The sequence below is a fragment of the Streptomyces sp. YJ-C3 genome (assembly GCF_053891275.1).
In genome coordinates this window covers 1,059,478-1,083,661 of sequence record NZ_CM132685.1, presented here as the reverse complement: position 1 = coordinate 1,083,661, position 24,184 = coordinate 1,059,478, and the positions used below count along the sequence as shown (strand labels likewise).

At 72.3% G+C, this 24,184-nt stretch carries 24 protein-coding genes; 15 read left to right on the top strand and 9 right to left on the bottom strand.

The window, feature by feature from the left end:
* Positions 1 to 50 precede the first annotated feature (50 nt).
* The 3 genes from ACVHNB_RS04795 to ACVHNB_RS04785 all read right to left on the bottom strand — a co-directional run bounded on the left by ACVHNB_RS04795 (position 51) and on the right by ACVHNB_RS04785 (position 3,112).
* Entirely contained in the window at positions 51 to 854 is an 804-nt protein-coding gene (locus tag ACVHNB_RS04795) for an enoyl-CoA hydratase/isomerase family protein (RefSeq protein WP_456227481.1), read from the bottom strand.
* Between the two features lie 41 nt (positions 855 to 895).
* The gene (locus tag ACVHNB_RS04790) at positions 896 to 2,026 is read right to left on the bottom strand and encodes an adenylate/guanylate cyclase domain-containing protein (protein ID WP_428952668.1); all 1,131 of its coding nucleotides are present in this window, start codon (positions 2,024 to 2,026) and stop codon (positions 896 to 898) included.
* A 213-nt stretch (positions 2,027 to 2,239) separates the two neighbouring features.
* Positions 2,240 to 3,112: a biotin--[acetyl-CoA-carboxylase] ligase gene (locus tag ACVHNB_RS04785; protein WP_456227480.1), complete on the bottom strand. Its 873-nt coding sequence runs from the start codon at positions 3,110 to 3,112 to the stop codon at positions 2,240 to 2,242.
* A gap of 140 nt (positions 3,113 to 3,252) precedes the next feature.
* Between ACVHNB_RS04785 and ACVHNB_RS04780 the strand changes: the two genes are divergently transcribed.
* The 4 genes from ACVHNB_RS04780 (at position 3,253) to ACVHNB_RS04765 (ending at position 5,948) form a co-directional block, all read left to right on the top strand.
* Positions 3,253 to 4,848 (top strand): acyl-CoA carboxylase subunit beta, encoded by a 1,596-nt coding sequence (locus ACVHNB_RS04780; RefSeq protein WP_456227479.1) that lies wholly within the window; start codon positions 3,253 to 3,255, stop codon positions 4,846 to 4,848.
* A 26-nt stretch (positions 4,849 to 4,874) separates the two neighbouring features.
* The gene (locus ACVHNB_RS04775) at positions 4,875 to 5,081 is read left to right on the top strand and encodes an acyl-CoA carboxylase epsilon subunit (RefSeq protein WP_456227478.1); all 207 of its coding nucleotides are present in this window, start codon (positions 4,875 to 4,877) and stop codon (positions 5,079 to 5,081) included.
* Between the two features lie 91 nt (positions 5,082 to 5,172).
* Positions 5,173 to 5,307, top strand: coding sequence for a morphogenic membrane protein MmpB (mmpB, locus tag ACVHNB_RS04770; RefSeq protein ID WP_456227477.1), 135 nt, complete (start codon positions 5,173 to 5,175; stop codon positions 5,305 to 5,307).
* Positions 5,308 to 5,336: 29 nt separating this feature from the next.
* A complete protein-coding gene (locus tag ACVHNB_RS04765; RefSeq protein ID WP_456227476.1) occupies positions 5,337 to 5,948 on the top strand; it encodes a Maf family protein in 612 nt (203 codons plus the stop codon).
* On the opposite strand, the gene ACVHNB_RS04760 is transcribed toward ACVHNB_RS04765, so the two are convergent.
* Positions 5,920 to 6,402 (bottom strand): hypothetical protein, encoded by a 483-nt coding sequence (locus ACVHNB_RS04760; protein ID WP_456227475.1) that lies wholly within the window; start codon positions 6,400 to 6,402, stop codon positions 5,920 to 5,922. The genes ACVHNB_RS04765 and ACVHNB_RS04760 overlap by 29 nt on opposite strands.
* Before the next feature lie 352 nt (positions 6,403 to 6,754).
* On the opposite strand from ACVHNB_RS04760, the gene ACVHNB_RS04755 reads away from it, so the two are divergent.
* Together ACVHNB_RS04755 and ACVHNB_RS04750 are read left to right on the top strand one after the other, a co-directional pair.
* Entirely contained in the window at positions 6,755 to 8,527 is a 1,773-nt protein-coding gene (locus ACVHNB_RS04755; protein WP_428952672.1) for an acetyl/propionyl/methylcrotonyl-CoA carboxylase subunit alpha, read from the top strand.
* Positions 8,528 to 8,786: 259 nt separating this feature from the next.
* The gene (locus tag ACVHNB_RS04750; RefSeq protein ID WP_456227474.1) at positions 8,787 to 9,419 is read left to right on the top strand and encodes a TetR/AcrR family transcriptional regulator; all 633 of its coding nucleotides are present in this window, start codon (positions 8,787 to 8,789) and stop codon (positions 9,417 to 9,419) included.
* Between the two features lie 48 nt (positions 9,420 to 9,467).
* Here the strand turns inward: ACVHNB_RS04750 and ACVHNB_RS04745 are convergent, their stop codons facing one another.
* Positions 9,468 to 10,394, bottom strand: a complete 927-nt coding sequence (locus tag ACVHNB_RS04745; RefSeq protein ID WP_456228839.1) for a DeoR/GlpR family DNA-binding transcription regulator — start codon at positions 10,392 to 10,394, stop codon at positions 9,468 to 9,470.
* 233 nt (positions 10,395 to 10,627) lie between these two features.
* Positions 10,628 to 12,076, bottom strand: coding sequence for an NAD(P)H-quinone dehydrogenase (locus tag ACVHNB_RS04740; RefSeq protein WP_428952675.1), 1,449 nt, complete (start codon positions 12,074 to 12,076; stop codon positions 10,628 to 10,630).
* Positions 12,077 to 12,163: 87 nt separating this feature from the next.
* On the opposite strand from ACVHNB_RS04740, the gene ACVHNB_RS04735 reads away from it, so the two are divergent.
* From ACVHNB_RS04735 to ACVHNB_RS04720, 4 genes are all read left to right on the top strand, one after another.
* Positions 12,164 to 12,601 (top strand): gamma-glutamylcyclotransferase, encoded by a 438-nt coding sequence (locus tag ACVHNB_RS04735; RefSeq protein WP_428952676.1) that lies wholly within the window; start codon positions 12,164 to 12,166, stop codon positions 12,599 to 12,601.
* A gap of 128 nt (positions 12,602 to 12,729) precedes the next feature.
* Positions 12,730 to 13,554, top strand: coding sequence for a purine-nucleoside phosphorylase (locus tag ACVHNB_RS04730; protein WP_428952677.1), 825 nt, complete (start codon positions 12,730 to 12,732; stop codon positions 13,552 to 13,554).
* A gap of 38 nt (positions 13,555 to 13,592) precedes the next feature.
* The gene (locus ACVHNB_RS04725; protein WP_456227473.1) at positions 13,593 to 15,248 is read left to right on the top strand and encodes a phospho-sugar mutase; all 1,656 of its coding nucleotides are present in this window, start codon (positions 13,593 to 13,595) and stop codon (positions 15,246 to 15,248) included.
* 128 nt (positions 15,249 to 15,376) lie between these two features.
* Positions 15,377 to 16,573, top strand: a complete 1,197-nt coding sequence (locus ACVHNB_RS04720; protein ID WP_428952679.1) for a glycosyltransferase family 39 protein — start codon at positions 15,377 to 15,379, stop codon at positions 16,571 to 16,573.
* Positions 16,574 to 16,585: 12 nt separating this feature from the next.
* On the opposite strand, the gene ACVHNB_RS04715 is transcribed toward ACVHNB_RS04720, so the two are convergent.
* Positions 16,586 to 17,194, bottom strand: coding sequence for a PH domain-containing protein (locus ACVHNB_RS04715; RefSeq protein WP_456227472.1), 609 nt, complete (start codon positions 17,192 to 17,194; stop codon positions 16,586 to 16,588).
* Between the two features lie 246 nt (positions 17,195 to 17,440).
* On the opposite strand from ACVHNB_RS04715, the gene deoC reads away from it, so the two are divergent.
* Genes deoC through ACVHNB_RS04700 form a run of 3 tightly spaced genes read left to right on the top strand, consistent with a single transcriptional unit; the run spans position 17,441 to position 20,735 of the window.
* Positions 17,441 to 18,409: a deoxyribose-phosphate aldolase gene (gene deoC, locus ACVHNB_RS04710; RefSeq protein ID WP_428952681.1), complete on the top strand. Its 969-nt coding sequence runs from the start codon at positions 17,441 to 17,443 to the stop codon at positions 18,407 to 18,409.
* 6 nt (positions 18,410 to 18,415) lie between these two features.
* Positions 18,416 to 19,852: an aldehyde dehydrogenase family protein gene (locus tag ACVHNB_RS04705; RefSeq protein WP_428952682.1), complete on the top strand. Its 1,437-nt coding sequence runs from the start codon at positions 18,416 to 18,418 to the stop codon at positions 19,850 to 19,852.
* On the top strand, positions 19,845 to 20,735 hold the full coding sequence (locus ACVHNB_RS04700) for an aldehyde dehydrogenase family protein (RefSeq protein ID WP_456227471.1): 891 nt from the start codon (positions 19,845 to 19,847) through the stop codon (positions 20,733 to 20,735). The genes ACVHNB_RS04705 and ACVHNB_RS04700 overlap by 8 nt, the downstream gene beginning before the upstream one ends.
* Before the next feature lie 72 nt (positions 20,736 to 20,807).
* On the opposite strand, the gene ACVHNB_RS04695 is transcribed toward ACVHNB_RS04700, so the two are convergent.
* Complete coding sequence (locus ACVHNB_RS04695; RefSeq protein WP_428952684.1) at positions 20,808 to 21,557, bottom strand: TetR/AcrR family transcriptional regulator; 750 nt, start codon at positions 21,555 to 21,557, stop codon at positions 20,808 to 20,810.
* A 114-nt stretch (positions 21,558 to 21,671) separates the two neighbouring features.
* On the opposite strand from ACVHNB_RS04695, the gene ACVHNB_RS04690 reads away from it, so the two are divergent.
* The gene (locus ACVHNB_RS04690) at positions 21,672 to 22,265 is read left to right on the top strand and encodes an NADPH-dependent FMN reductase (protein ID WP_456227470.1); all 594 of its coding nucleotides are present in this window, start codon (positions 21,672 to 21,674) and stop codon (positions 22,263 to 22,265) included.
* Between the two features lie 29 nt (positions 22,266 to 22,294).
* Positions 22,295 to 23,812: a DHA2 family efflux MFS transporter permease subunit gene (locus ACVHNB_RS04685; protein WP_456227469.1), complete on the top strand. Its 1,518-nt coding sequence runs from the start codon at positions 22,295 to 22,297 to the stop codon at positions 23,810 to 23,812.
* On the opposite strand, the gene ACVHNB_RS04680 is transcribed toward ACVHNB_RS04685, so the two are convergent.
* Complete coding sequence (locus ACVHNB_RS04680; RefSeq protein WP_428952687.1) at positions 23,759 to 24,160, bottom strand: hypothetical protein; 402 nt, start codon at positions 24,158 to 24,160, stop codon at positions 23,759 to 23,761. The two genes, ACVHNB_RS04685 and ACVHNB_RS04680, sit on opposite strands and share 54 nt — an antisense overlap.
* Between the last annotated feature and the right edge of the window lie 24 nt (positions 24,161 to 24,184).

Below are 24,184 nucleotides of genomic sequence, written 5' to 3'. Positions count from 1 at the left end.
ATTTCGGTGAATTCAGTACGCCCGTCCCGGGGGCCGCCCGGGCCCCGGGGTCACTCGCCCGGCCACTGCGGCTTGCGCTTCTCGTTGAACGCGGCGACGCCCTCGGCCCGGTCCCCGGAGAAAGCCACCGACCGCCAGGCCGCGTCCTCCACCTCCAGACCGGCCCGCAGGTCGAGCCCGTGCCCGAGCCGCAGCGCACGCTTGGCGGCGCGCAGCCCGACCGGCGAGTTGGCGGCGATCCGCGCGGCCAGCGCCAGCGCCTCCGCCCGGTCCTGCCCCGCCGCCACCACCTGGTCGACGAGCCCGAGTTCACCCGCCTCTGCGGCCTCCACGCGGCGCGCCGAGAAGATCAGTTCGGCGGCCCGGGCGGCTCCGACCCGGCGCGGCAGCAGCTGCGTACCGCCGCCCCCGGGGATCACGCCGACCGACACCTCGGGCAGGCCCACGACCGCGCTCGCGTCGGCCACGATCAGATCGCAGGCGAGCGCCAGCTCGAAGCCGCCGCCGAGCGCGAACCCGTGCACAGCGGCGATCGTCGGCATCGGCAGCTCCAGCACGCCCGTGTACGCGGCCCGGGCAAGGGGCCGCTGGCGCACCAGCTCGGCGTCCGAGAAGGAGTTGCGCTCCTTCAGGTCGGCGCCGACGCAGAAGGCCCGCTCGTTGCTGGACGTGACGACGACGACCCGCACGGCGCGGTCGCCGCCCAGCGCCTCGCAGGCGGCACCGAGGGAGCGCGCCATGTCGCTGGACACGGCGTTCATGGCCTTGGGCCGGTCGAGCACCAACTCGGCGACGGTCCCGCTCTCGTGACGCCGTACGGCCACGAACTCCCCGAACCGCTGCTCATCACCCATGACTCACCCTTCCGGTTAACGCCAGTTAACCGTCAAGGGTGTCAGGTGCGCCGGGTCAGCGTCCAGGGCTCCACGACGCCGAGACCGCGGACGGGCCGCTGCCACATGGGCTGCAGCGCGAACCGGTACGCGGGCGGTTCCTCGCCCTGCTCCGCCGCCTTCTCCGCGGCGGCCGCCGCCTCGGCCTCGGAGGCCGGCGCCTCGGCGGTGCGGATCAGCTCCTCGGCGAAGGCGCCGTCGACCAGCACGTTGTCCCGGGGCGCTATCGACGTGAGCCGGCTCGCCAGATTCACGGTGGTGCCGAACACGTCGCCCATCCGCGTCGTGACGGTGCCGAACGCCATGCCGACCCGCAGCTCCGGCATCGTCTCGTCGTTGCTCATCGTCTCGATGAGCCGCAGCGCGATCTCCCCGGCCGTGCCCGCGTCGTCGGCGGCGAACAGCACCTCGTCGCCGAGCGTCTTGATGAGGCGTCCGCCGTGCGCGGCGACGAGATCGGCCGCGGTGGTCTCGAAGGCCTCGACGAGCTCGCCGAGTTCCTCCTCCTCCATGCGCCGCGTCAGCCGGGTGAACCCCACGAGGTCCGCGAACCCGACCGCGAGCCGCCGGTCCACCATCTCCTCGTCGTCCCCGGCCTGCACCACGCGCCCGGTGGCCGCGGCGAGCTGACGCCGCCACACATAGACGAGGAACTCCTCCAGCTCGGGCAGCAGCAGCTCTATCAGCGGATACGTGACCTCGGTGCGGGTCATGCCCGGCTCCGGGGGCTCGGTCAGGCCCTCCAGGAAGGAGTCGATCTGCCACTCGGCGAGCCGCGCGGTGGTCTGCCCCGTCGACCGGGCGACCTGCACGGCCATCGCCTCGCTGAGCAGCCCCGCCTCGACGAGACCGGCCAGCCGGCGCAGGGCCAGTACGTCGGCCTCGGTCAGCGCCTTGGCCTGCCCGATGTCGGCGAAGCCCATGGCCCGCCAGAACCGGGAGGCCAGCTCCATGGAGACGCCCGCGCTGCGGGCCGCCTGGAACGGGGTGTAGCGGCGCTCGGCCCCGAGGATCAGCTGTTCGAGCCGCAGCGCGAGGGGATCCGCCGCGTCCGCTGCGTCCTTGTCATCCCCCTCCGGCTTCTCGGGGTCGGGTGGGGAGCCCGTGCCGGAGCCCGAGTCGTCGACGGTCACGCCTGCTGCCCTTCCGATCTGCCGCGGTCAGGTATCGACCGGGCTCAACTCTACGGCAGCACCTGTGCGCCAGGTCACTCCGTTCGGGGCGGGTGTTTCCCGGGCGCCGCTTGACATGGGTGCGCCGGGTCGTGGCGCTGTCCGGGGGTGCCTCTTGTGGTGGCGTCGGCGAGTGCGGGTCCGGCGGGGCTTCTCGCGCGGTTCCCCGCGCCCCTACAAAGGCCGCAGATGGACGATGTCGCCTGCGCCCACGGGCTCGCGTACACCCGACGGCCCCGCGATGACGAGCCGCCCGTCCGCGTCCACGGCGACCGCCTCTCCCAAGAGCTCCCGCTCCCCCGGCAGGATCGCCCGCACCGAACGGCCCAGCGTCGCGCACCCCGCCGCATACGTCTCCTGCAACCGGGACAGCGCGGGATCGCCCTCCGCCGCGCACCACTCCACGTACCACCGCTCGAAGGACCTGAGCACGGCCCGCAGCAGCGGCTCCCGGTCCAGCACCTTCGCCCCGGCCAGCGCCAGCGACCCCGCGCCGGGGACCGGCAGCTCGTCGGCGCGGAGCGAGACGTTGAGGCCGATGCCGACGACGACACCGTCCGTACCGGCCCGCTCGGCGAGGATCCCGCCGGCCTTGCGCTCCTCGCCGTCGACGGTGACGAGCACGTCGTTGGGCCACTTCAGCGCCGTGTCGACCCCGGCCGTGGCGGACAGGGCGGTGGCGACGGCGACCCCGGTGAGCAGCGGCAGCCAGCCCCAGCGCGCCACCGGCACCTCGTGCTCGCCGGGCTTGAGGAACACGGAGAAGAAGAGGCCCGAGCGCGGCGGCGCCGACCAGCGCCGGTCCAGGCGCCCGCGCCCCGCGCTCTGCTCCTCGGCGACGAGCACGGCGCCCTCCTCGACGGGGCCGGCCGCGGCCCGCGCCACCAGATCCGTGTTCGTCGACCCCGTACGGGGCACCACATCCACGGACGACCACAGTCCCTCGCCCCGGACGAGGGAGCGGCGCAGTCCGGCCACTCCCAGGGGCGGCCGGTCCAGGTCGGACCAACGGTTGTCGTGCGCGTCTGAACCATCTCGTGGCGTCATGCAACCCAGCCTAGGTGTGGCAAAGACCGCACTGCCGAACGGTATTCGCGCCACTACCCTACGAGTCAGTAGCCCCACGTACTTTCCCCGTACACCCGTCCCCGTGAGCAGCGTCGAGCCAGGCAGGGAGCCGCATCCCGATGTCCGAGTTGGAAGAGACACCCGACATCCACACCACCGCAGGCAAGATCGAGGATCTGCGGCGCCGGATCGACGAGGCGACGCACGCGGGTTCCGCGCGCGCCGTCGAGAAGCAGCACGCCAAGGGCAAGCTGACGGCCCGTGAGCGGATCGAGCTGCTCATGGACGAGGACTCGTTCGTCGAGCTGGACGAGTTCGCACGGCACCGTTCCACGGACTTCGGCCTGGACGCCAACAAGCCGTACGGCGACGGCGTCGTGACCGGTTACGGGACCGTGGACGGCCGTCCGGTCGCCGTGTTCTCGCAGGACTTCACCGTCTTCGGCGGTGCGCTCGGCGAGGTCTTCGGGCAGAAGATCATGAAGGTGATGGACTTCGCCCTCAAGACGGGCTGTCCGGTCATCGGCATCAACGACTCCGGCGGCGCCCGCATCCAGGAGGGCGTCATGGCCCTCGGCATGTACGGCGAGATCTTCCGCCGCAACACGCACGCCTCGGGTGTCATCCCGCAGATCTCGCTGGTCGTCGGCCCGTGCGCGGGCGGCGCCGTCTACTCGCCCGCGATCACCGACTTCACGGTGATGGTCGACCAGACCTCGCACATGTTCATCACCGGGCCCGACGTCATCAAGACGGTCACCGGCGAGGACGTCGGCTTCGAGGAGCTGGGCGGCGCGCGGGCGCACAACTCCCGGTCGGGTGTCGCGCACCACATGGCGGGCGACGAGAAGGACGCGATCGAGTACGTCAAGTCGCTGCTGTCCTACCTGCCTTCGAACAACCTGAGCGAGCCGCCGGCCTTCCCCGAGGAGGCGGACCTCACGCTCACCGACGAGGACCGTGAGCTCGACACGCTCATCCCGGACAGCGCGAACCAGCCGTACGACATGCACACGGTGATCGAACACGTCCTGGACGACGCCGAGTTCTTCGAGACGCAGTCGCTGTTCGCGCCGAACATCCTCACCGGCTTCGGCCGCGTCGAGGGCCGCCCGGTCGGCATCGTCGCCAACCAGCCGATGCAGTTCGCCGGCTGCCTCGACATCCACGCGAGCGAGAAGGCCGCGCGGTTCGTCCGCACGTGCGACGCCTTCAACGTGCCCGTGCTGACCTTCGTCGACGTGCCGGGCTTCCTGCCGGGCGTCGAGCAGGAGCACGAGGGCATCATCCGGCGCGGCGCGAAGCTGATCTACGCGTACGCCGAGGCGACCGTCCCGCTGATCACGATCATCACGCGCAAGGCGTTCGGCGGCGCGTACGACGTCATGGGCTCCAAGCACCTGGGCGCCGACCTGAACCTGGCCTGGCCCACCGCGCAGATCGCCGTCATGGGCGCGCAGGGCGCGGTGAACATCCTGCACCGCAAGACGATCGCGGCGGCCGAGGCGGACGGGAACGTCGAGGAGACGCGGGCCCGCCTGATCCAGGAGTACGAGGACACGCTCCTCAACCCGTACACGGCGGCCGAGCGCGGCTACATCGACGCCGTGGTCCTGCCCTCCGACACCCGCGCCCACGTCGTGAAGGGCCTGCGCCAGCTGCGGACGAAGCGCGAGTCGCTGCCGCCGAAGAAGCACGGCAACATCCCCCTGTAACCCCGACCCCGCGAGGAGCCCGGATCATGATGATCAAGGTCGTACGGGGAAATCCGACCCCCGAGGAGCTGGCCGCCGCACTGGCGGTGGTCCAGGCCCGCGCCGCGGCCGTGTCCGACGCCCCGGCCGCCGCGGCGGAGCGGGACGCGTGGGCCGACCCTTCCCGCATCGCCCGGCGCGGGCTGCCGGCACCGGGCCCGACGAGCTGGTCGCGCACCTACTGGCCCGGGTGAACCGGGCCCGGGGGAATTAGTACCCGCGCGACGGAGCGCCTGAGTACGCGTACTCAGGCGCTCCGCGCGGGGGCGCCGCAGTATCGGTGGTGTGCTGTGGTCCGACCCCGAGAACGAGCCCCCCGAGGAGCTCCGCGAGACGCAGGAGATGCTGCGCCGTGCGGGCCTCCTGGTGGCTCTCGCCATGTTCGTGGCGATGGTGGTGCTGGGACTCGGCGTTCTTTGAGGGAGGGCGGTTCCCCTACGCTGGCCCGCATGACAGCCGCGCGCCGCCTCATCCTCGCCTCCCAGTCCCCCGCCCGTCTGGGCCTGCTGCGTCAGTCCGGCTTCGCGCCGGAGGTGATCGTCAGCGGTGTCGACGAGGACGCGGTGACGGCGCCCACCCCGGCCGAGCTGGCCCTCGCCCTCGCCGAGGCCAAGGCGTCCGTCGTGGCCGCCCGGCCCGACGCGCACGGCGCGATCGTCATCGGCTGCGACTCGGTCCTCGACCTGGACGGCGAGGCGCTGGGCAAGCCCGCCGACGCCGAGGACGCCACGGCCCGCTGGAAGGCGATGCGCGGCCGCGTCGGCACCCTGCAGACCGGCCACTGCGTCTACGACACCGCGTCCGGCCGGTACGCCTCGGCCACCGCGTCCACGGTCGTGCGGTTCGGCGAGCCGAGCGACGAGGAGATCGCCGCGTACGTGGCGACCGGTGAACCCCTCTACGTCGCGGGCGCGTTCACGCTCGACGGCCGCTCGGCGCCGTTCATCGACGGCATCGAGGGCGACCACGGCAATGTCATCGGCCTGTCGCTGCCCATGCTCCGCCGGCTGCTGGCCGAACTGGGCGTCGGCATCACGGAGTTGTGGGCTCCGGTGAACTAGCGGGCGGAGCCGGCGGAGCGGCGGCGCCCTTGTCGTCGCCCTCCGGGGCGCTGTCCCGGCGGTCGTACGCCACCAGCGTCAGCACGATCAGCGCGAGCACGACCATCATCGCCACGAAGGCGAGCCAGCCCACCAGGCCGATGGAGAACGCGCCGAGCAGGCCGTGCACCACGGCCGCGCTGATCAGCAGGATCCGCCCGAAGCCGCCCGGCGACCGGTCGGTGGCCGCCGCCCGTGCCAGGACGAACGCGCACAGCACCAGGTAGAGCCCGAACACCGCGCCCGCCACCCAGGCCCCCACGGACATCGCCCGCGGGTCGAGCCCGGCCAGCGACATGTCCTGCCGGTCGACGACCAGCCCCAGGAATCCGTTCAGGAGCACGATCCCGATCGCCTCCACGAACAACACGATCGCGGCCACCCACGCCACCGGTCTGCGCGCCACCGGTCCCACCCACTTCCGCGTACGACTGTCGGTTACCCCGAGTACGTTCGAGACATCGCGAACGCTACTAACGGGTAAACCTCCGTACAAGGGTTCTGCCGAACGCAAAGAATCGTTGGGCCATTCGTAGGGACTCCACAAAGAATGCCGACGGGCCGCAGCGCGGTCTCACAGAGACCTTGACCACATCCGAGGGTTAGGGTTCCACCGAGGGATCCCGCACAGCCAGGCGAGACAAGGGATTTCGCGGACCGAGCGAGCCTCGAGTCACACTCCGTGTGGGCAAGCTCACCATTGGGGACGGGTCGTAAGCCCGTGTCGGCAGTCCCTAAACTCGGCTTGTTTCAAGGAGGGAGCCATCGTGCGCAAGGTGCTCATCGCCAACCGTGGCGAAATCGCTGTCCGCGTGGCCCGGGCGTGCCGGGACGCCGGGATCGCGAGCGTTGCCGTCTACGCCGAACCGGACCGGGACGCTCTGCATGTCCGCGCGGCCGACGAGGCCTTCGCGCTGGGTGGTGACACCCCCGCGACCAGCTACCTGGACATCCAGAAGGTGCTGCAGGCGGCGAAGGACTCCGGCGCGGACGCGATCCACCCGGGCTACGGATTCCTGTCGGAGAACGCGGAGTTCGCCCAGGCCGTGCTGGACGCGGAGCTGATCTGGATCGGCCCGCCGCCGCACGCCATCCGGGACCTGGGCGACAAGGTCGCCGCCCGGCACATCGCGCAGCGCGCCGGTGCCCCGCTGGTCGCCGGCACCCCGGACCCGGTCTCGGGTGCGGACGAGGTGGTGGCGTTCGCCGAGGAGCACGGCCTGCCGATCGCGATCAAGGCCGCCTTCGGCGGCGGCGGCCGCGGCCTGAAGGTCGCCCGCACGCTCGAGGAGGTGCCGGAGCTGTACGACTCCGCGGTGCGCGAGGCGGTGGCCGCGTTCGGCCGCGGTGAGTGCTTCGTGGAGCGTTACCTGGACAAGCCGCGGCACGTGGAGACCCAGTGCCTGGCCGACAGCCACGGCAATGTGGTGGTCGTGTCCACCCGTGACTGCTCGCTGCAGCGCCGCCACCAGAAGCTGGTGGAGGAGGCCCCGGCCCCGTTCCTCTCGGACGCCCAGCTGGAGGAGCTGTACTCCTCCTCGAAGGCGATCCTGAAGGAGGCCGGCTATGTCGGCGCGGGCACCGTGGAGTTCCTGGTCGGCGCGGACGGCACGATCTCCTTCCTGGAGGTCAACACCCGTCTGCAGGTCGAGCACCCGGTGACCGAGGAGGTCGCGGGCATCGACCTGGTGCGCGAGATGTTCCGGATCGCCGACGGCGAGGAGCTCGGCTACGGCGACCCCGAACTGCGCGGTCACTCCTTCGAGTTCCGCATCAACGGCGAGGACCCGGGCCGCAACTTCCTGCCCGCGCCGGGCACCGTCACCAGGTTCGAGGGCCCGGCCGGCCCGGGTGTCCGCCTGGACGCGGGCGTCGAGTCCGGCAGCGTGATCGGCCCGGCCTGGGACTCGCTGCTGGCCAAGCTGATCGTGACCGGCCGCACCCGCAAGGAGGCCCTGCAGCGGGCCGCCCGCGCGCTGGCCGAGTTCGAGGTCGAGGGCATGGCCACCGCCATCCCGTTCCACCGCAAGGTCGTGGTCGACCCGGCGTTCGCGCCCGAACTGACCGGCTCGCAGGACCCGTTCACCATCTTCACCCGGTGGATCGAGACCGAGTTCGTCAACGACATCCCGCCGTTCGCCCCGGCGGGCGCGGACGCCGAGGACGAGGACGGCGACCGCGAGACGATCGTGGTCGAGGTCGGCGGCAAGCGCCTGGAGGTCTCCCTCCCGTCGTCGCTCGGCATGTCGCTGGCCCGCACCGGTCTGGCGGCCGGCGCGAAGCCGAAGCGGCGCGCGGCCAAGAAGTCCGGCCCGGCCGCCTCCGGTGACACCCTCGCCTCCCCGATGCAGGGCACCATCGTCAAGGTGGCCGTCGAGGAGGGCCAGGAGGTCAAGGAGGGCGACCTGATCGTCGTCCTGGAGGCCATGAAGATGGAACAGCCCCTCAACGCCCACAAGTCGGGCACCGTCAAGGGTCTGTCCGCCGAGATCGGCGCCTCCCTCACCTCGGGCGCCGCGATCTGCGAGATCAAGGACTGACGCACCACCAGCCCGCGCGGAGCGCCCGTCGGACCGTACTGCGGACCGGCGGGCGCTTCGGCGCTCTCCCCCGCCCGGCCGCGTGCCGTCACGGCTCCCGTGCGACGCCGGGCGCAGCCCGTACGTGCCGGTCGCCGATGTCCATGGCATGCTCCAGGACGTTTCTTGCCGGACGTCCCCGCGGTGGCCCGCCCTCCGCGTCGGCGCCGCGGAATGATCAGGCATCCTTGAAGGCCCCGCGCACGCCCAGGGAGGCCCGATGACGTCCGGCACGGAGTACGAGCGCGCCCGCCCCATGCGCGCGGACGCGCGCCGCAACTACGAGCGGCTGCTCACCCAGGCCCGCAAGGCGTTCGCCGAGCACGGCACGGGGGCGTCCCTGGAGGACGTGGCCCGCGGCGCCGGGGTCGGCATCGGCACGCTGTACCGGCACTTCCCGAACCGGTACGCCCTGGTGAGCGCCGTGTTCGAGGAGGCGGTGAGCGATCTGCTCGCCCGCTCCCGGGCCCTGCTCGACGCACCGCAGCCGTGTGCGGCGCTCGTGACATGGCTGCGCGAGGTCATCACGCACGCGAGCGAGTACCGGGGTCTGTCCGGGGCGCTCATGTCGGCCTCCCGGGAGGCGAGTTCGGCGCTCGCACGGTGCAGTACGCCGATGCGGGAGGCGGGGCAGGCGCTGCTGACCCGGGCCCAGCAGGCCGGCGCGGTGCGCCAGGACGTCTCCATCACGGACCTGCTCCAGCTCACCAACGCGATCGCGCTGGCCGCGGAGGAGACTCCGTCGGACCCGGATCTGGCGGACCGCCTGCTGCGCCTCACCCTCCGGGGGATCACAGCGGCCAACGCGAACTCCGCTGGGGGCGCCCCCGGACGACGTCCGGGGGATGCCTGAGGAGCGGGGGTCCGGGGCGGAGCGCCCCGGGTCTCGGTTCCCCGCCCCTCAGCGGCGCCGCAGATCCGCGACCCGGGCGGACCGTTCAGGACCGGGGTCGAGCGCGGCCGCGCTGCGCAACGGATGGCTCCCGCCGGGGAGTTGCCCCCGGCGCTGCCCCGGCAGCGGCACATCCCGGCGCTGCTGTCGTGCCGGAACGGAATCACCGCCCCCCGACGACGACGCGGGACCCGACCCGGCGACGGCGATCTGCACGCCCTGGTCGGCCAGCGCCTGGAGTTCCGTGGCGGCCCGGTCGTCGTGCGCGGGCGGCTCGTCGGTCACCAGCCGCGTGATCACGTCCGTCGGCACCGTCTGGAACATCGTGTCGGTGCCGAGCTTGGAGTGGTCGGCGAGCACGACGACCTCCGCCGCGGCCTGCACGAGGGCCCGGTCCACCGACGCCGAGAGCATGTTGGACGTGGAGAGCCCGCGCTCGGCCGTCAGGCCGCTGCCGCTCAGGAAGGCCCGGGACACTCTCAGCCCTTGGAGGGACTGCTCCGCCCCGCTGCCCACCAGCGCATAGTTGGAACCCCGCAGTGTGCCACCGGTCATGACGACCTCGACGCGGTTGGCATGTGCCAGCGCCTGGGCCACCAGAAGGGAGTTGGTGACCACGGTCAGTCCCGGCACACGCGCGAGCCGGCGGGCCAGCTCCTGCGTGGTCGTCCCCGCGCCCACCACGATGGCTTCGCCCTCTTCGACGAGACCCGCGGCGAGATCGGCGATGGCCGTTTTCTCTGCGGTCGCGAGATGTGATTTTTGCGGAAAACCGGACTCCCGCGTGAATCCGCCCGGCAATACCGCACCGCCATGCCGGCGGTCGAGGAGTCCTTCTGCCTCCAGTGCGCGCACGTCCCGCCGTACGGTCACTTCGGAGGTCTGGACGACGCGGGCGAGCTCACGGAGCGATACCGCCCCGTTGGCGCGCACCATTTCGAGGATCAATTGACGACGTTCTGCAGCGAACACGAAACTGACAGTAACCCCAACGACCGTCTGCTTTCAGCTGTTTGCGCCGAATTACAGGTTCTGTTCGCACAACTTCCCTGGAAGTGGTATAGGCGCGACCGGATGCCTACCCGTCGCGCCTATGCCAACCGCATGGGCCGCAACTCACCGTGACCTGCGGCTAGTTGAATGCACCAGGGAACGGCCCCGGTCCGGGCTCAGCCCTCCTCGGCGATCTTCCGCGTGTGCAGCTGCCGCGCCACTTCGGCGATCGAGCCCGAAAGAGAGGGGTACACGGTGAACGCGTTCGCGATCTGTTCGACCGTCAGATTGTTGTCGACCGCGATCGAGATGGGGTGGATCAGTTCCGAGGCGCGGGGCGCCACGACCACACCGCCCACCACGATGCCCGTGCCCGGGCGGCAGAAGATCTTGACGAAGCCGTCGCGGATGCCCTGCATCTTGGCGCGCGGGTTGCGCAGCAGCGGCAGCTTCACGACACGGGCGTCGATCTTCCCGGCGTCGACATCGGCCTGCGAGTAACCGACCGTCGCGATCTCCGGGTCGGTGAAGACGTTCGAGGAGACCGTCTTCAGGTTCAGCGGCGTGACCGCGTCGCCCAGGAAGTGGTACATCGCGATGCGGCCCTGCATGGCCGCCACCGACGCGAGGGCGAAGATTCCGGTCACGTCGCCGGCCGCGTACACACCGGGAGCGGTCGTGCGCGACACCTTGTCGGTCCAGATGTGGCCCGACTCCTTGAGCTTGACCCCGGCCTCCTCCAGGCCCATCCCGCTGCTGTTCGGGATGGCGCCGACCGCCATCAGGCAGTGCGTGCCGGAGATGACCCGGCCGTCGGCCAGGGTGACCTCGACCCGGTCGCCGACGCGCTTGGCGGAGGCGGCGCGGGAGCGGGCCATGACGTTCATGCCGCGGCGCCGGAAGACGTCCTCCAGGACGGCGGCGGCGTCCGGGTCCTCGCCGGGCAGCACGCGGTCGCGGGACGAGACGAGGGTGACCTTGGAGCCGAGCGCCTTGTAGGCACCGGCGAACTCGGCGCCGGTGACACCGGAACCGACCACGATGAGCTCCTCGGGGAGCTCCTCCAAGTCGTACACCTGCGTCCAGTTGAGGATCCGCTCGCCGTCGGGCTGGGCGTCCGGGACCTCGCGCGGGTGGCCGCCGGTCGCGATGAGCACGGCGTCGGCGGTGAGGGTCTCCTCGGTGCCGTCGGCGGCGGTGACGACGACCTTGCGGGAGCCGTCGAGGTCCTGCTGGCCCTCCAGACGGCCCCGGCCGCGCAGGACACGGGCGCCCGCGCGCGTGACGGAGGCGGTGATGTCGTGGGACTGGGCGAGCGCGAGGCGCTTCACCCGGCGGTTGACCTTGCCGAGGTCGACGCCGACGACACGGGCCGGGCTGTCCGGGTCGGGGGTGTCGTCCTCGACGATGATGCCCAGCTCCTCGTACGAGGAGTCGAACGTCGTCATCACCTCGGCGGTGGCGATCAGGGTCTTCGACGGCACGCAGTCGGTCAGCACCGACGCGCCGCCGAGACCGTCGCAGTCGACGACGGTCACCTCCGCGCCGAGCGAGGCCGCCACCAGGGCCGCTTCGTATCCGCCAGGTCCGCCACCGATGATCACGATCCGAGTCACGTACGCCATTGTCCCGCACCGTTCAAGAGGGCGCCCTGGCGGGGTGCGGTGCGCTTCGCTCCAAGCACGCGAGCCGACTGCCGTACCCTCGATCCCATGTCGCTCTACGCCGCGTACGCCGGCAATCTCGACCCGCGGCTCATGACGCGCCGCGCCCCCCACTCGCCGCTGCGCGCGACGGGCTGGCTCAACGGCTGGCGGCTGACGTTCGGGGGCGAGCACATGGGCTGGGAGGGCGCCCTGGCCACGATCGTGGAGGCGCCCCGCTCACAGGTCTTCGTCGCGCTGTACGACATCGCCCCCATGGACGAGGAGTCGATGGACCGCTGGGAGGGTGTCGGCCTCGACATCTACCGGCGGATGCGGGTGCGCGTGGACACCCTGGAGGGCGGGGAACCCGCCTGGCTGTACGTCCTGAACGGATATGAGGGCGGCCTCCCCTCCGCGCGCTACCTGGGCGAGATCGGCGACGCGGCCGAGTCGGCCGGCGCCCCCCACGACTACGTGATGGAGCTGCGCAAACGGCCCTGCTAGCCGGGCGCGGGAACGGGCCCGGACACGGCGCGCGGACCGAGGTTCGTCGGAAACGACAAGACAACGATCGCAAGACCGTGCGGCTCATCATCTACGCGCGTAGGACTTGAGCGGCTACCCTCAAGCGCGTGAACGCATCTGTTACTCCGGACAACCTCCAGGGCGACCCCTACGCCGCCGCCGACGCCGCCGCCGCGCGCCTGCGCGAGCTCACCGGTGCCGAGACCCACGACGTCGCCCTCGTGATGGGCTCCGGCTGGGCGCCGGCCGCCGAGGTGCTGGGCGCACCGGCCGCCGAGTTCCCCTTCACCGAGCTGCCCGGGTTCACCGGTGCCGCCGTGGCCGGGCACGGCGGCAAGGTCCGCTCGTACCAGGTCGGTGAGAAGCGCGCCCTGGTCTTCCTGGGCCGCACCCACTACTACGAGGGCCGTGGTGTCGCGTCCGTCGCGCACGGGGTGCGCACCGCCGCCGCCGCGGGCTGCAAGACCATCGTGCTGACCAACGGCTGCGGGGGCCTGCGCGAGGGCATGCGTCCGGGCCAGCCGGTCCTCATCTCCGACCACATCAACCTGACGGCGACGTCGCCGATCGTCGGCGCCAACTTCGTCGACCTCACCGACCTGTACTCGCCGCGCCTGCGCACGCTGTGCCAGGAGATCGACCCGACGCTGGAGGAGGGCGTCTACGCCCAGTTCCCCGGCCCGCACTACGAGACCCCGGCCGAGGTCCGGATGGCCGGCATCCTCGGCGCCGACCTGGTCGGCATGTCCACCGTCCTGGAGGCCATCGCGGCCCGTGAGGCGGGCGCGGAGGTGCTCGGCATCTCCCTGGTCACCAACCTCGCCGCGGGCCTGTCCGGCGAGCCGCTGAACCACGAGGAGGTCCTCCAGGCCGGCCGGGACTCCGCCGCCCGCATGGGCGAGCTGCTGACCAAGGTCCTCGCCAAGATCTGAGCCGTTCCCGTACGCCCGACGTCTGAAGGAATCGAACCGTGACCGTATCTGGCAGCGAACTGCTCGACCGGGCGAGGACCTGGCTCGCGGAGGACCCCGACCAGGAGACGCGTGAGGAGCTCGGCAAGCTCATCGAGGCCGGGGATCTCCAGGGGCTCGGCGAGCGCTTCGCCGGGACGCTGCAGTTCGGCACGGCCGGGCTGCGCGGCGAGCTGGGCGCGGGCCCGATGCGGATGAACCGCGCGGTGGTCATCCGCGCGGCCGCGGGCCTGGCCGCGTATCTGAAGGCCACGGGGCAGACGGGCGGCGTCGTCGTCATCGGGTACGACGCGCGCCACAAGTCGGCGGACTTCGCGCGGGACACGGCGGCGGTGATGGCGGGTGCCGGGCTGCGCGCGGCGCTGCTCCCCCGCCCGCTGCCGACGCCCGTGCTCGCCTTCGCCATACGGCACCTGGGCGCGGTGGCGGGGGTGGAGGTCACCGCCTCCCACAACCCGCCCCGGGACAACGGCTACAAGGTGTACCTCGGCGACGGTTCGCAGATCGTGCCGCCGGCGGACGCGGAGATCGCCGCCGAGATCGACGCGGTGGCCTCGCTGCACGACGTGCCGCGCCCGGAGTCCGGCTGGCACACGCTCGGCGAGGAGGTCCTGGAGGCCTACCTGGCGCGTACGGATGCGGTCCTCGCCGCCGGGTCCGCCCGGTCGGCCCGCGCCGTCTACACGGCGATGCACGGCGTCGGCAAGGACACCCTGCTGGCCGCCTTCGCCCGCGCGGGCTTCCCCGAGCCGGTCCTCGTGCCCGAACAAGCCGAGCCCGACCCGGACTTCCCCACGGTCGCGTTCCCGAACCCGGAGGAGCCGGGCGCGATGGACCTGTCCTTCGCGACGGCCCGCGCGCAGTCCGAGGCCCCCGACCTGATCATCGCCAACGACCCGGACGCGGACCGCTGCGCGGTGGCGGTGCCGGACGGTTCCTCGGCGGGCGGCTGGCGCATGCTGCGCGGCGACGAGGTCGGGGCGCTGCTCGCCGCGCACCTGGTGGCCCGGGGCGTGAGCGGCGTCCTCGCGGAGTCGATCGTCTCGTCGTCGCTGCTGGGCCGGATCGCCCGGTCGGCCGGCCTCCCGTACGAGGAGACGCTGACCGGCTTCAAGTGGATCGCCCGCGTCGAGGGCCTGCGCTACGGCTACGAGGAGGCGCTCGGCTACTGCGTCGACCCCGAGGGCGTGCGCGACAAGGACGGCATCACGGCGGCGCTGCTGGTGGCCGAGCTGGCGAGCGGGCTGAAGGAGCGGGGCCGCACCCTCCTGGACGCGCTCGACGACCTGGCGCTCGCCCACGGGCTGCACGCCGCGGACCAGTTGAGCGTGCGGGTCGAGGACCTCTCCGTGATCGCGGACGCCATGCGCCGGCTGCGCGAGCAGCCCCCGGCGGAGCTGGCCGGGCTCCGGGTGGTCCGGGCCGAGGACCTGTCCGCGGGCGCGGGCGGGCTGCCGCCCACGGACGGCCTGCGCTACACGCTGGACGGCGCGCGGGTCATCGTCCGCCCGTCCGGCACGGAGCCCAAGCTGAAGTGCTACCTGGAGGTCGTGGTGCCGGTGACCGACCGGGCGGCGCTGCCCGCGGCGCGGGAGACGGCCGCCGGGCTGCTCGCCGCGATCAAGCGGGACCTGTCGGCGGCCGCGGGCATCTGACGGGGCCACCGCGCCACTCGGACGGGTGATTTATGCGGTTCGGTTGACGGAACGCGGGGCGACAACAGCGGGGTGCGACGGGAACGTTGCCCCCGCCTGTTCCGCCCCGACTCCCAGGAGCCGCCGACGTGCCCCCGACCGCCACCGAGGCTCCGCTCCTCCCTCCGGCACGGCGCGGCCGCGCCACCGCGTCGGCCTCGGCCGACGGACTGCGTTCCCGCGCCGCGCGCTCCCTGCGACGCGCGGCGCCCGCCCTGTTCGCGTACGCGGCCGTCCGCACGTTCGCCCTCCTCGTCTTCGCCGTCTGGGCGCACAAGGAGGGCCACGGCATCTGGCCCGCGCTCGCCGCGGACTGGGACTCCAAGTGGTATCTGGGCATCGCCGACCACGGCTACGAGCGCACGCTCGGCACCGAGTACGACGCCAACAACCTCGCGTTCTTCCCGCTCTATCCGTACCTGGTGAAGGCGATCGCCGTCGTGACACCGGGCTCGCGGGCGAGCGTCGGGCTGATCCTGGCCGCCGTCTGCTCGCTGCCCGCCGCCTGGGGGATCTTCGCGGTCGGCGACCGGCTGCACGGCCGCCGCGTCGGCGTCCTGCTCACCTTTCTGTGGGCGTGCTTCCCCGTCGGGATCGTCCAGTGGATGGGCTACACCGAGTCGCTGTTCACGGCGTTCGTGGCGTGGTCCCTGTACGCGGTGCTGACCGGCCGGTGGGTGTGGGCGGGCGCCCTCGCGGCGCTGTCCGGGCTGACCCGGCCGACCGGCGTCGCGCTCGCCGCGGCCCTCGTCGTGTGCGGCCTGCTGACGCTGCGCCGCCGGTTCTCGTGGCGGGTGCTGACCGGCGTGCTGCTGGCCCCGCTGGGCTGGCTCGCGTACGTGGGCTGGGTCGGGCTGCGCCTGGGCCGCTGGGACGGCTACTTCGCCGTGCAGCGGCTGTGGCACAACGAGCTGGACGGCGGCGTCGAGACGCTGCGCCGCATCCGGGAGCTGCTGGCCTACGACTCGACTCCCGAGCTGTTCCTGGTGATGGTGACGGCGACGCTGCTCGCCTGTGTCGTCCTGTACGCGCTCTCGCTCCGGGACCGTCAGCCGCTGCCGCTGCTGGTCTTCACCGGGGTCCTGCTGGTGATCACGCTCGGCAGCGGCGGCGTCTACTTCTCCCGGGCCCGCTTCCTGCTCCCCGCCTTCCCGCTGCTGCTGCCGCTCGCGCTGGTGATGGCGCGGGCGTCGCGCCGGTTCCTGGTGCTCGGGGTGACGGGGGCGGTGCTCGGCGCGGCGTACTGCGGCGGGTACATGATCCTGGTGTGGCCCAGCGCGCCGTGAGGTCCGGGCCGCTCAGCCCAGCGCGATGAGGAGGGCGAGCAGGACGGCGCCGGCCACGGCCGGGGCGATGATCTCGTACGCCCAGCGGACGCTCGGCTCGCCCTGCGACGTCCTCGCCGCGGCCCGCGCCTCGCACAGCTCGCGCAGCTCGTCCATGGACTTGTCGGCGGGGGCGCGCTGCTCGGCCAGGGGCGCCGTCGCGTCCTGCTGGCCGCGGGCGGCGGACTGGGCCCGCAGATGGCGGCGCTGGACCTTGCGGCGGGCGCGCAGCGAGACCGGGATGGACCAGAGCTGGTACTTGTTGCCCGCTTCGTCGAACACCTCGTTGGAGTACCCGGAGCGGAAGCTCGCCACGGTCGCCCAGGGCAGGGTGATGACGCGGAACGGGTTGCGCACGCGCAGCCGGTCGTCGTTGCCGTAGACGGCGGGGCGGATCGTGAAGGCGACGACGAGCGGCACCGCGAAGAGCAGCCCGGCGAGCGCCAGCCACGGGGTGCGGCCGGTACCGCCGATCACCGCGTCGGCACCGAGCCAGGCGCCGAGCGCGAGCAGCACGACGCCGCCCGCGATGCCGGCGGGCGACCGGTAGATGCGGTCCGGGGACGTGGTTTCGCTCGTCATGAGGTCGATTCTGCCTGACGCGCCGCTGAACCCGTCCGGCACACCAAGCCCTTCCGCCCCCTCAAGCCCCTCCGCCCCGTCAAGCCCCTCCGGCGATTGAGGAGCGGGGTCCGGGGCAGAGCCCCGGGGCCCGGGGACCGTCCCCGGGTGCCGATTCGTCATGGCTCCTCGCCCAGCTCCCCAGTACCCCCGCTCCCGAGCGGAGCTCCTCTGTACAGCCGCTACGCGCGTAGATATGCTCCCCTCGTGACCATGCCCACTGCACCCGCACCAGCCAACGAACACGCGCTGGCCGACGCCACCGCTTCCGAGGCCACCCTGCGCCGATTCCTCCAGGGCCTGCCTGGCGTCGACGCGGTGGGCCTGGAGGGCCGCGCCGCCGCGCTCGGGACCCGTTCCATCAAGACCACGGCGAAGGCGTACGCCATCGACCTGGCCATCTCGATGATCGACCTGACGACCCTGGAGGGCGCCGACACCCCGGGCAAGGTCCGGGCCCTCGGCGCCAAGGCCGTCCACCCCGACCCGACCGACCGGACCACCCCGCGCACCGCCGCCGTCTGTGTGTACCCGGACATGGTGGCCACCGCGAAGGCCGCCGTCGCGGGCACCGACGTCAAGGTCGCGTCCGTCGCCACCGCGTTCCCGGCCGGCCGCGCCGCCCTCGACGTCAAGCTCGGGGACGTCCGCGAGGCCGTCGCGGCGGGCGCCGACGAGATCGACATGGTCATCGACCGCGGCGCCTTCCTCGCCGGGAAGTACCTGAAGGTCTACGAGGAGATCCGCGCCGTGAAGGAGGCCTCCGGGGCCGCCCGGCTCAAGGTCATCTTCGAGACCGGCGAGCTGTCGACGTACGACAACATCCGGCGCGCGAGCTGGATCGGCATGCTGGCCGGGGCCGATTTCATCAAGACCTCGACGGGCAAGGTCGGTGTCAACGCCACCCCCGCGAACACGCTGCTGATGCTGGAGGCCGTCCGCGACTTCCGCGCCGCCACCGGCGTGCAGGTCGGCGTGAAGCCCGCCGGCGGCATCCGCACCTCGAAGGACGCCGTCAAGTTCCTCGTGATCGTGAACGAGACGGTGGGCGAGGACTGGCTCGACAACCACTGGTTCCGGTTCGGCGCCTCCAGCCTGCTCAACGACCTGCTGATGCAGCGCCAGAAGCTGGCCACAGGACGCTACTCCGGTCCCGACTACGTGACGGTGGACTGATCACCCATGGCAAACGCATTTGAGTACGCCCCGGCGCCCGAGTCCCGCTCGGTCGTCGACATCGCCCCCAGCTACGGGCTGTTCATCGACGGCGAGTTCACCGACGCGGCCGACGGCAAGGTCTTCAAGACCGTCTCCCCGTCCACCGAGGAGGTCCTCTCCGAGGTCGCGCAGGCCGGTGCGGCCGATGTGGAGCGGGCCGTGAAGGCCGCCCGCAAGGCCTTCGAGAAGTGGTCGGCGCTGCCGGGCGCCGAGCGCGGCAAGTACCTGTTCCGTATCGCGCGGATCATCCAGGAGCGCAGCCGCGAGCTGGCCGTCCTGGAGACGCTCGACAACGGCAAGCCCATCAAGGAGACGCGGGACGCCGACCTGCCCCTCGTCGCCGCGCACTTCTTCTACTACGCGGGCTGGGCCGACAAGCTCGGCCACGCGGGCTTCGGCCCGGACCCGAAGGCGCTGGGCGTCGCGGGCCAGGTCATCCCGTGGAACTTCCCGCTGCTGATGCTCGCGTGGAAGATCGCCCCGGCGCTCGCCACGGGCAACACGGTCGTCCTCAAGCCCGCCGAGACGACACCGCTGTCCGCCCTGTTCTTCGCGGACATCTGCCGCCAGGCCGGGCTCCCCAAGGGCGTCGTCAACATCCTTCCGGGATACGGCGACGCGGGCGCCGCGCTGGTCGCGCACCCCGATGTGAACAAGGTGGCCTTCACCGGCTCCACGGCCGTGGGCAAGGAGATCGCCCGCACGGTCGCGGGCACGGACAAGAAGCTCACGCTCGAACTCGGCGGCAAGGGCGCCAACATCGTCTTCGACGACGCCCCGATCGACCAGGCCGTCGAGGGCATCGTCACCGGCATCTTCTTCAACCAGGGGCAGGTCTGCTGCGCGGGCTCGCGCCTCCTCGTGCAGGAGTCGGTCCAGGACGAGCTGCTCGACTCGCTCAAGCGGCGCCTGTCGACGCTCCGGCTCGGCGACCCGCTCGACAAGAACACCGACATCGGCGCGATCAACTCCGCCGAGCAGCTGGCCCGGATCACGGCGCTCGCCGAGACCGGCGAGGCCGAGGGCGCCGAGCGCTGGTCGGCGCCGTGCGAACTGCCCTCCTCCGGCTACTGGTTCGCCCCGACGCTCTTCACGAACGTGACGCAGGCGCACACCGTCGCCCGCGACGAGATCTTCGGCCCGGTCCTGTCCGTGCTCTCCTTCCGCACCCCGGAAGAGGCGGTGGCGAAGGCCAACAACACCCAGTACGGGCTCTCGGCCGGCATCTGGACGGAGAAGGGCTCGCGCATCCTCGCGGTCGCGAACAAGCTCCGTGCGGGCGTCGTCTGGGCCAACACGTTCAACAAGTTCGACCCGACCTCGCCCTTCGGCGGCTACAAGGAGTCGGGCTTCGGCCGCGAGGGCGGCCGCCACGGCCTGGAGGCGTACCTCAGTGTCTGACCGTTTGAGTGTCCTCAAGACCTACAAGCTGTACGTGGGCGGGAAGTTCCCGCGTTCCGAGAGCGGCCGGGTGTACGAAGTGACCGACTCCAAGGGCAGCACGTGGCTCGCGAACGCGCCGCTGTCGTCCCGCAAGGACGGCCGGGACGCCGTGGTCGCCGCGCGCAAGGCGTTCGGCGGCTGGTCGGGCGCGACCGCGCACAACCGCGGGCAGATCCTCTACCGCGTCGCCGAGATGCTGGAGGGCCGCCGCGAGCAGTACGACCGTGAGGTCGCCGCGGCGGAGGGCCTGAGCAAGTCGAAGGCGGCCGCCGTGGTGGACGCCGCGATCGACCGCTGGGTCTGGTACTCGGGCTGGACCGACAAGATCGGCCAGGTCGTGGGCGGGGCGAACCCGGTCGCCGGGCCGTTCTTCAACCTCTCCACGCCCGAGCCGACGGGTGTCGTCGCCGTCGTCGCGCCGCAGGAGTCGTCGTTCCTGGGCCTCGTCTCGGTGATCGCCCCGGTCATCGCGAGCGGCAACACGGTCGTCGTGATCGCGTCGGAGAAGTCCCCGCTGCCCGCGCTGTCGCTCGGCGAGGTGCTCGCCACCTCCGACCTGCCCGGCGGCGTGGTCAACATCCTGTCCGGCAAGGCGTCGGAGATCGCCCCGTCGCTCGCCGCGCACCAGGACGTGAACGGCATCGATCTCACCGGCGCCGACGCGGACCTCGCGAAGGAGCTGGAGATCGCCGCGGCCGACAATCTGAAGCGGGTGCGCCGTCCCCGGTCCGGGGAGGACTTCACCGCGGACCCGGGCACGGACCGGCTGACGACGTTCCTGGAGACCAAGACCGTCTGGCACCCGACGGGTTCGCTGGGCGCGTCCGGCTCCTCGTACTAGGGCCGCCCGAGCCCGAGGCCCCGGCCCCTCCTCCGTCCGGGAGGGGCCGGGGCCTCGCCCGTTCCCGGGTCCTCAGATGCCGAGGCGCTGCGCGATCCCGTCGAGCACGCAGTCGAGGCCGAGCTCGAACTCCCAGGCGGGATCGTCCTTGCGCGTCGCGGAGAGGCCGTACTTCCGGTAGGTGGGGTAACGGCCGGTCCCCATCAGGTAGTTCATCTGCGGCGCGAGTGCCTGCCGGGTCTCGTCGCCGCTCTTCCAGCCCTGCTCCTCCTTGTACTCGCGCAGCGCGATCTCGGCCTGCGTCGAGCCGTGCACATAGGCGCTGACCGCACGGAACGCGGCCATCATCGAGTCGGCGTCCAGGTCATGGGCGGCCAGCGACCTCAACTGCCGTTCGGCGAGCGCCATCCGGGCCGGGGTGAGCGAGATCGTCGGCAGCGGCGCCCGTCCGAGCCACGGGTGCCGCAGCATCAGGTCGCGGGTCTGCACGGCGAAGGAGCGCAGCACCGCACGCCACTCGGTCACCTCGTCCGGCACCGCGAGTTCGGCCGAGACCCGGTCGAACATGAGCGCCCACAGATCACCCTTGCCCGAGACGTGCCGGTACGCGGCCATCGGCGCGACCCCGAGCTTCGTGGCGAGCCGCCGCATGGTGACGGCGCCCGCCCCCTCCTCGTCGGCCAGCTCCACGGCGGCCGCGGCGATGCCCTCCAGCGTGAGCGAGGCACGCCGGGTGGGCGCGGGCCGCTCCAGGCGCTCCCAGAGGGAGGGCTCGACCAGCCGGCTCTCGCCCGTACCGCCGTCGTCCTTCCGTGCCGCCACGGCCCGGCTCCTCTCGCTCGATGTCGTGTACAGCGTATCCCCAGTAGACGCTGTACACATTGATGTGTACGTTGTACGCCAACGGATACGCCGTACACAATCAGGGGGTTCACCGTGTCCAGCACCGCTCCGCTCCGCGTCGCCGTCCTCGTCGGCTCCACCCGCGAGGGCCGCTTCGCGCCCGTGGTCGTCAGGTGGCTCACCGGCCTCCTCGGACAGCGCGACGATCTGCGCGCCGATGTCGTCGACCTCACCGAGACGCCGCTGCCCACCGTCCTGCCGGCCTTCGGCCAGGCGCCGCCGCCCGGCACCGAGGAGGCCCTGTCCCGGGTGACCCCGCGCCTCGCGGCCGCCGACGCGTTCGTCTTCGTCACGCCCGAGTACAACCACAGCTTCCCGGCGGCCCTGAAGAACGCGATCGACTGGCACAACGAGCAGTGGCACGGCAAGCCGATCGCGTTCGTGTCGTACGGGGGCCTGTCCGGCGGCCTGCGGGCGGTCGAGCAACTCCGCGTCGTGATGGCCGAGTTGAACGCCACGACCATCCGCAACACGGTCAGCTTCCACAACGCCTACGGCGCCTTCGCGGCGGACGGCCGCGTCGACGACCCGGCCGTGGACACCGCGGCGAAGGCGATGCTCGACCAGCTCACCTGGTGGGCCCACGCCCTGCGGGACGCGAAGTCGGTCCGCCCGTACGCCGCCTGACGGACCGTCGCATCGCCCGAGGGGGAACCATGATCACGCACACGGAGACCACCGGGACCGGCGAGGAGGGAGCCGCCGCGACGCCGTCCCGCCCGGTGATCCTCGGCCTGCTGCTCGGCATCGTGCTCGCCACGCTCGACGGGACCATCATCGGCACGGCGCTGCCCGTGATCGTCGACGACCTGGGCGGCCTCGCCCATCTGTCGTGGGTGGTGACGGCGTACCTGCTGACCACCGCCGTCGCCACACCGCTGTGGGGAAAGATCGGCGACCTCTACGGCCGCAAGGGCAGCTACCTCGCCTCCATCACCGTCTTCCTCGCCGGCTCCGTCCTGTGCGGACTCGCCCAGGACATGGGGCAGTTGATCGCGTTCCGGGCCGTGCAGGGGCTCGGCGCTGGCGGCCTGTTCGTCGGCGCGCTCTCGCTCCTCGGGACGCTGCTGACCCCGGCGGAAGCCGGCCGCTCCCAGTCGCTCATCGGCGTCCTGCTGCCCGCCGCCATGATCGGCGGCCCGCTGCTCGGCGGCTTCCTCACCGACCAGCTGAACTGGCGCTGGGCCTTCTACGTCAACGTCCCCGTCGGCATCGTCGCCCTCGCGATCATCGCCGTCGGCGTCCGGGTCCGTACGGCACGCATCCGCGCCCGCGCCGACCTCGCGGGCGCGGCCCTGCTCACCACGGCGACCCTCAGCCTGACGCTGCTGGCGAGCTGGGCGGGCCCGACGTACGCGTGGACGTCACCGCAGATCCTGGGCCTCGCGCTCGTCTCGGCGGCGGCCCTCGCCGGATTCGTGCGGGTGGAGCGGCGCGCGGCCGAGCCGGTGATCCCGCCCCGCCTGTTCCGCGACCGGAACTTCACGGTCGCGCAGGTCCTGAGCTTCACGGCCGGGGCGGCCATGCTCGCGGCGGCCAGCTACCTGCCGCAGTACCTGCAGCGCGCACGCGGCATGTCGGCGACAGCGAGCGGGCTGCTGCTGCTCCCGCTGATGCTCGGCATGATGGCCGCCCAACTGGCGATCGGCCGCCGGGTCGGCGCGGGCGGGCGCTACCGCCGCTATCCGATCGTGGGCGGCGCGCTGGCGACCGGGGGCGCGCTCGCCCTGCTCCTGCTCGGCACGGACACGGCGCTGTGGGCGGCCTCCGCCCTGACCCTGCTGCTCGGCGCGGGCCTGGGATGCCTGCTGCAGCCCGCGATGCTGCTCACCATGAACAGCGCCGCGCCACGGGACCTCGGGGCGGCGAACGGCACCCAGACGCTGCTGCGCACGGTCGGCGGCTCGCTCGGGGTCGCGGTGCTCGGGTCGGTGTTCGCGCAGCGGGTGCGGGACGGCGCACGTCCCGCGGTGTTCCGGGCGAGCGTCGTCGACGGGGTGCACGGGGTCGCGCTGGGCACGGCCGCACTGTGCGCGGTGGCGTTCGCCGCGGCGTGGGCCGTGCGCGAGGTGCCGCTGCGGACCCGCCCCGCGCCGTCGTCCGGCGACCGGCCGGCCGGTTCAGCCGGGCAGGACGCCCGTCGCGGGACCGACGACCGGCAGCTCGGACAGTGAACTCCCCGACGTCAGCGGGTCGGTGACCATTCCGGTGTCCACCGGCTTGAAGTCCGCGACCTGGGTGCCCACGACGTTGTCGAGGGGGTCGACGCCGGTCCCGGCCAGCGGGTCGAGCTGCAGGTCCTTGGCGGGGCCGAGCCCGTACGTGGTCGAGGCGTTCACCGCCTGGGTCAGCGTCTGGACGGGACCCGACGTGTCCACGCCTTCGGCCGGCGCGGCGCTCGCGGTCACGGCGCCCGCGGCGACGGCCGCACCGGCGGCGGTCACGGTCAGGCCCGCGCGCAGCAGGGCGCGGCGGGTCCCGGACGCGGGCATCGGGTTCTTGCGGGCTGCGTGTCGAGCCATGATCTTTGCGCCTGAGCCTTTCGG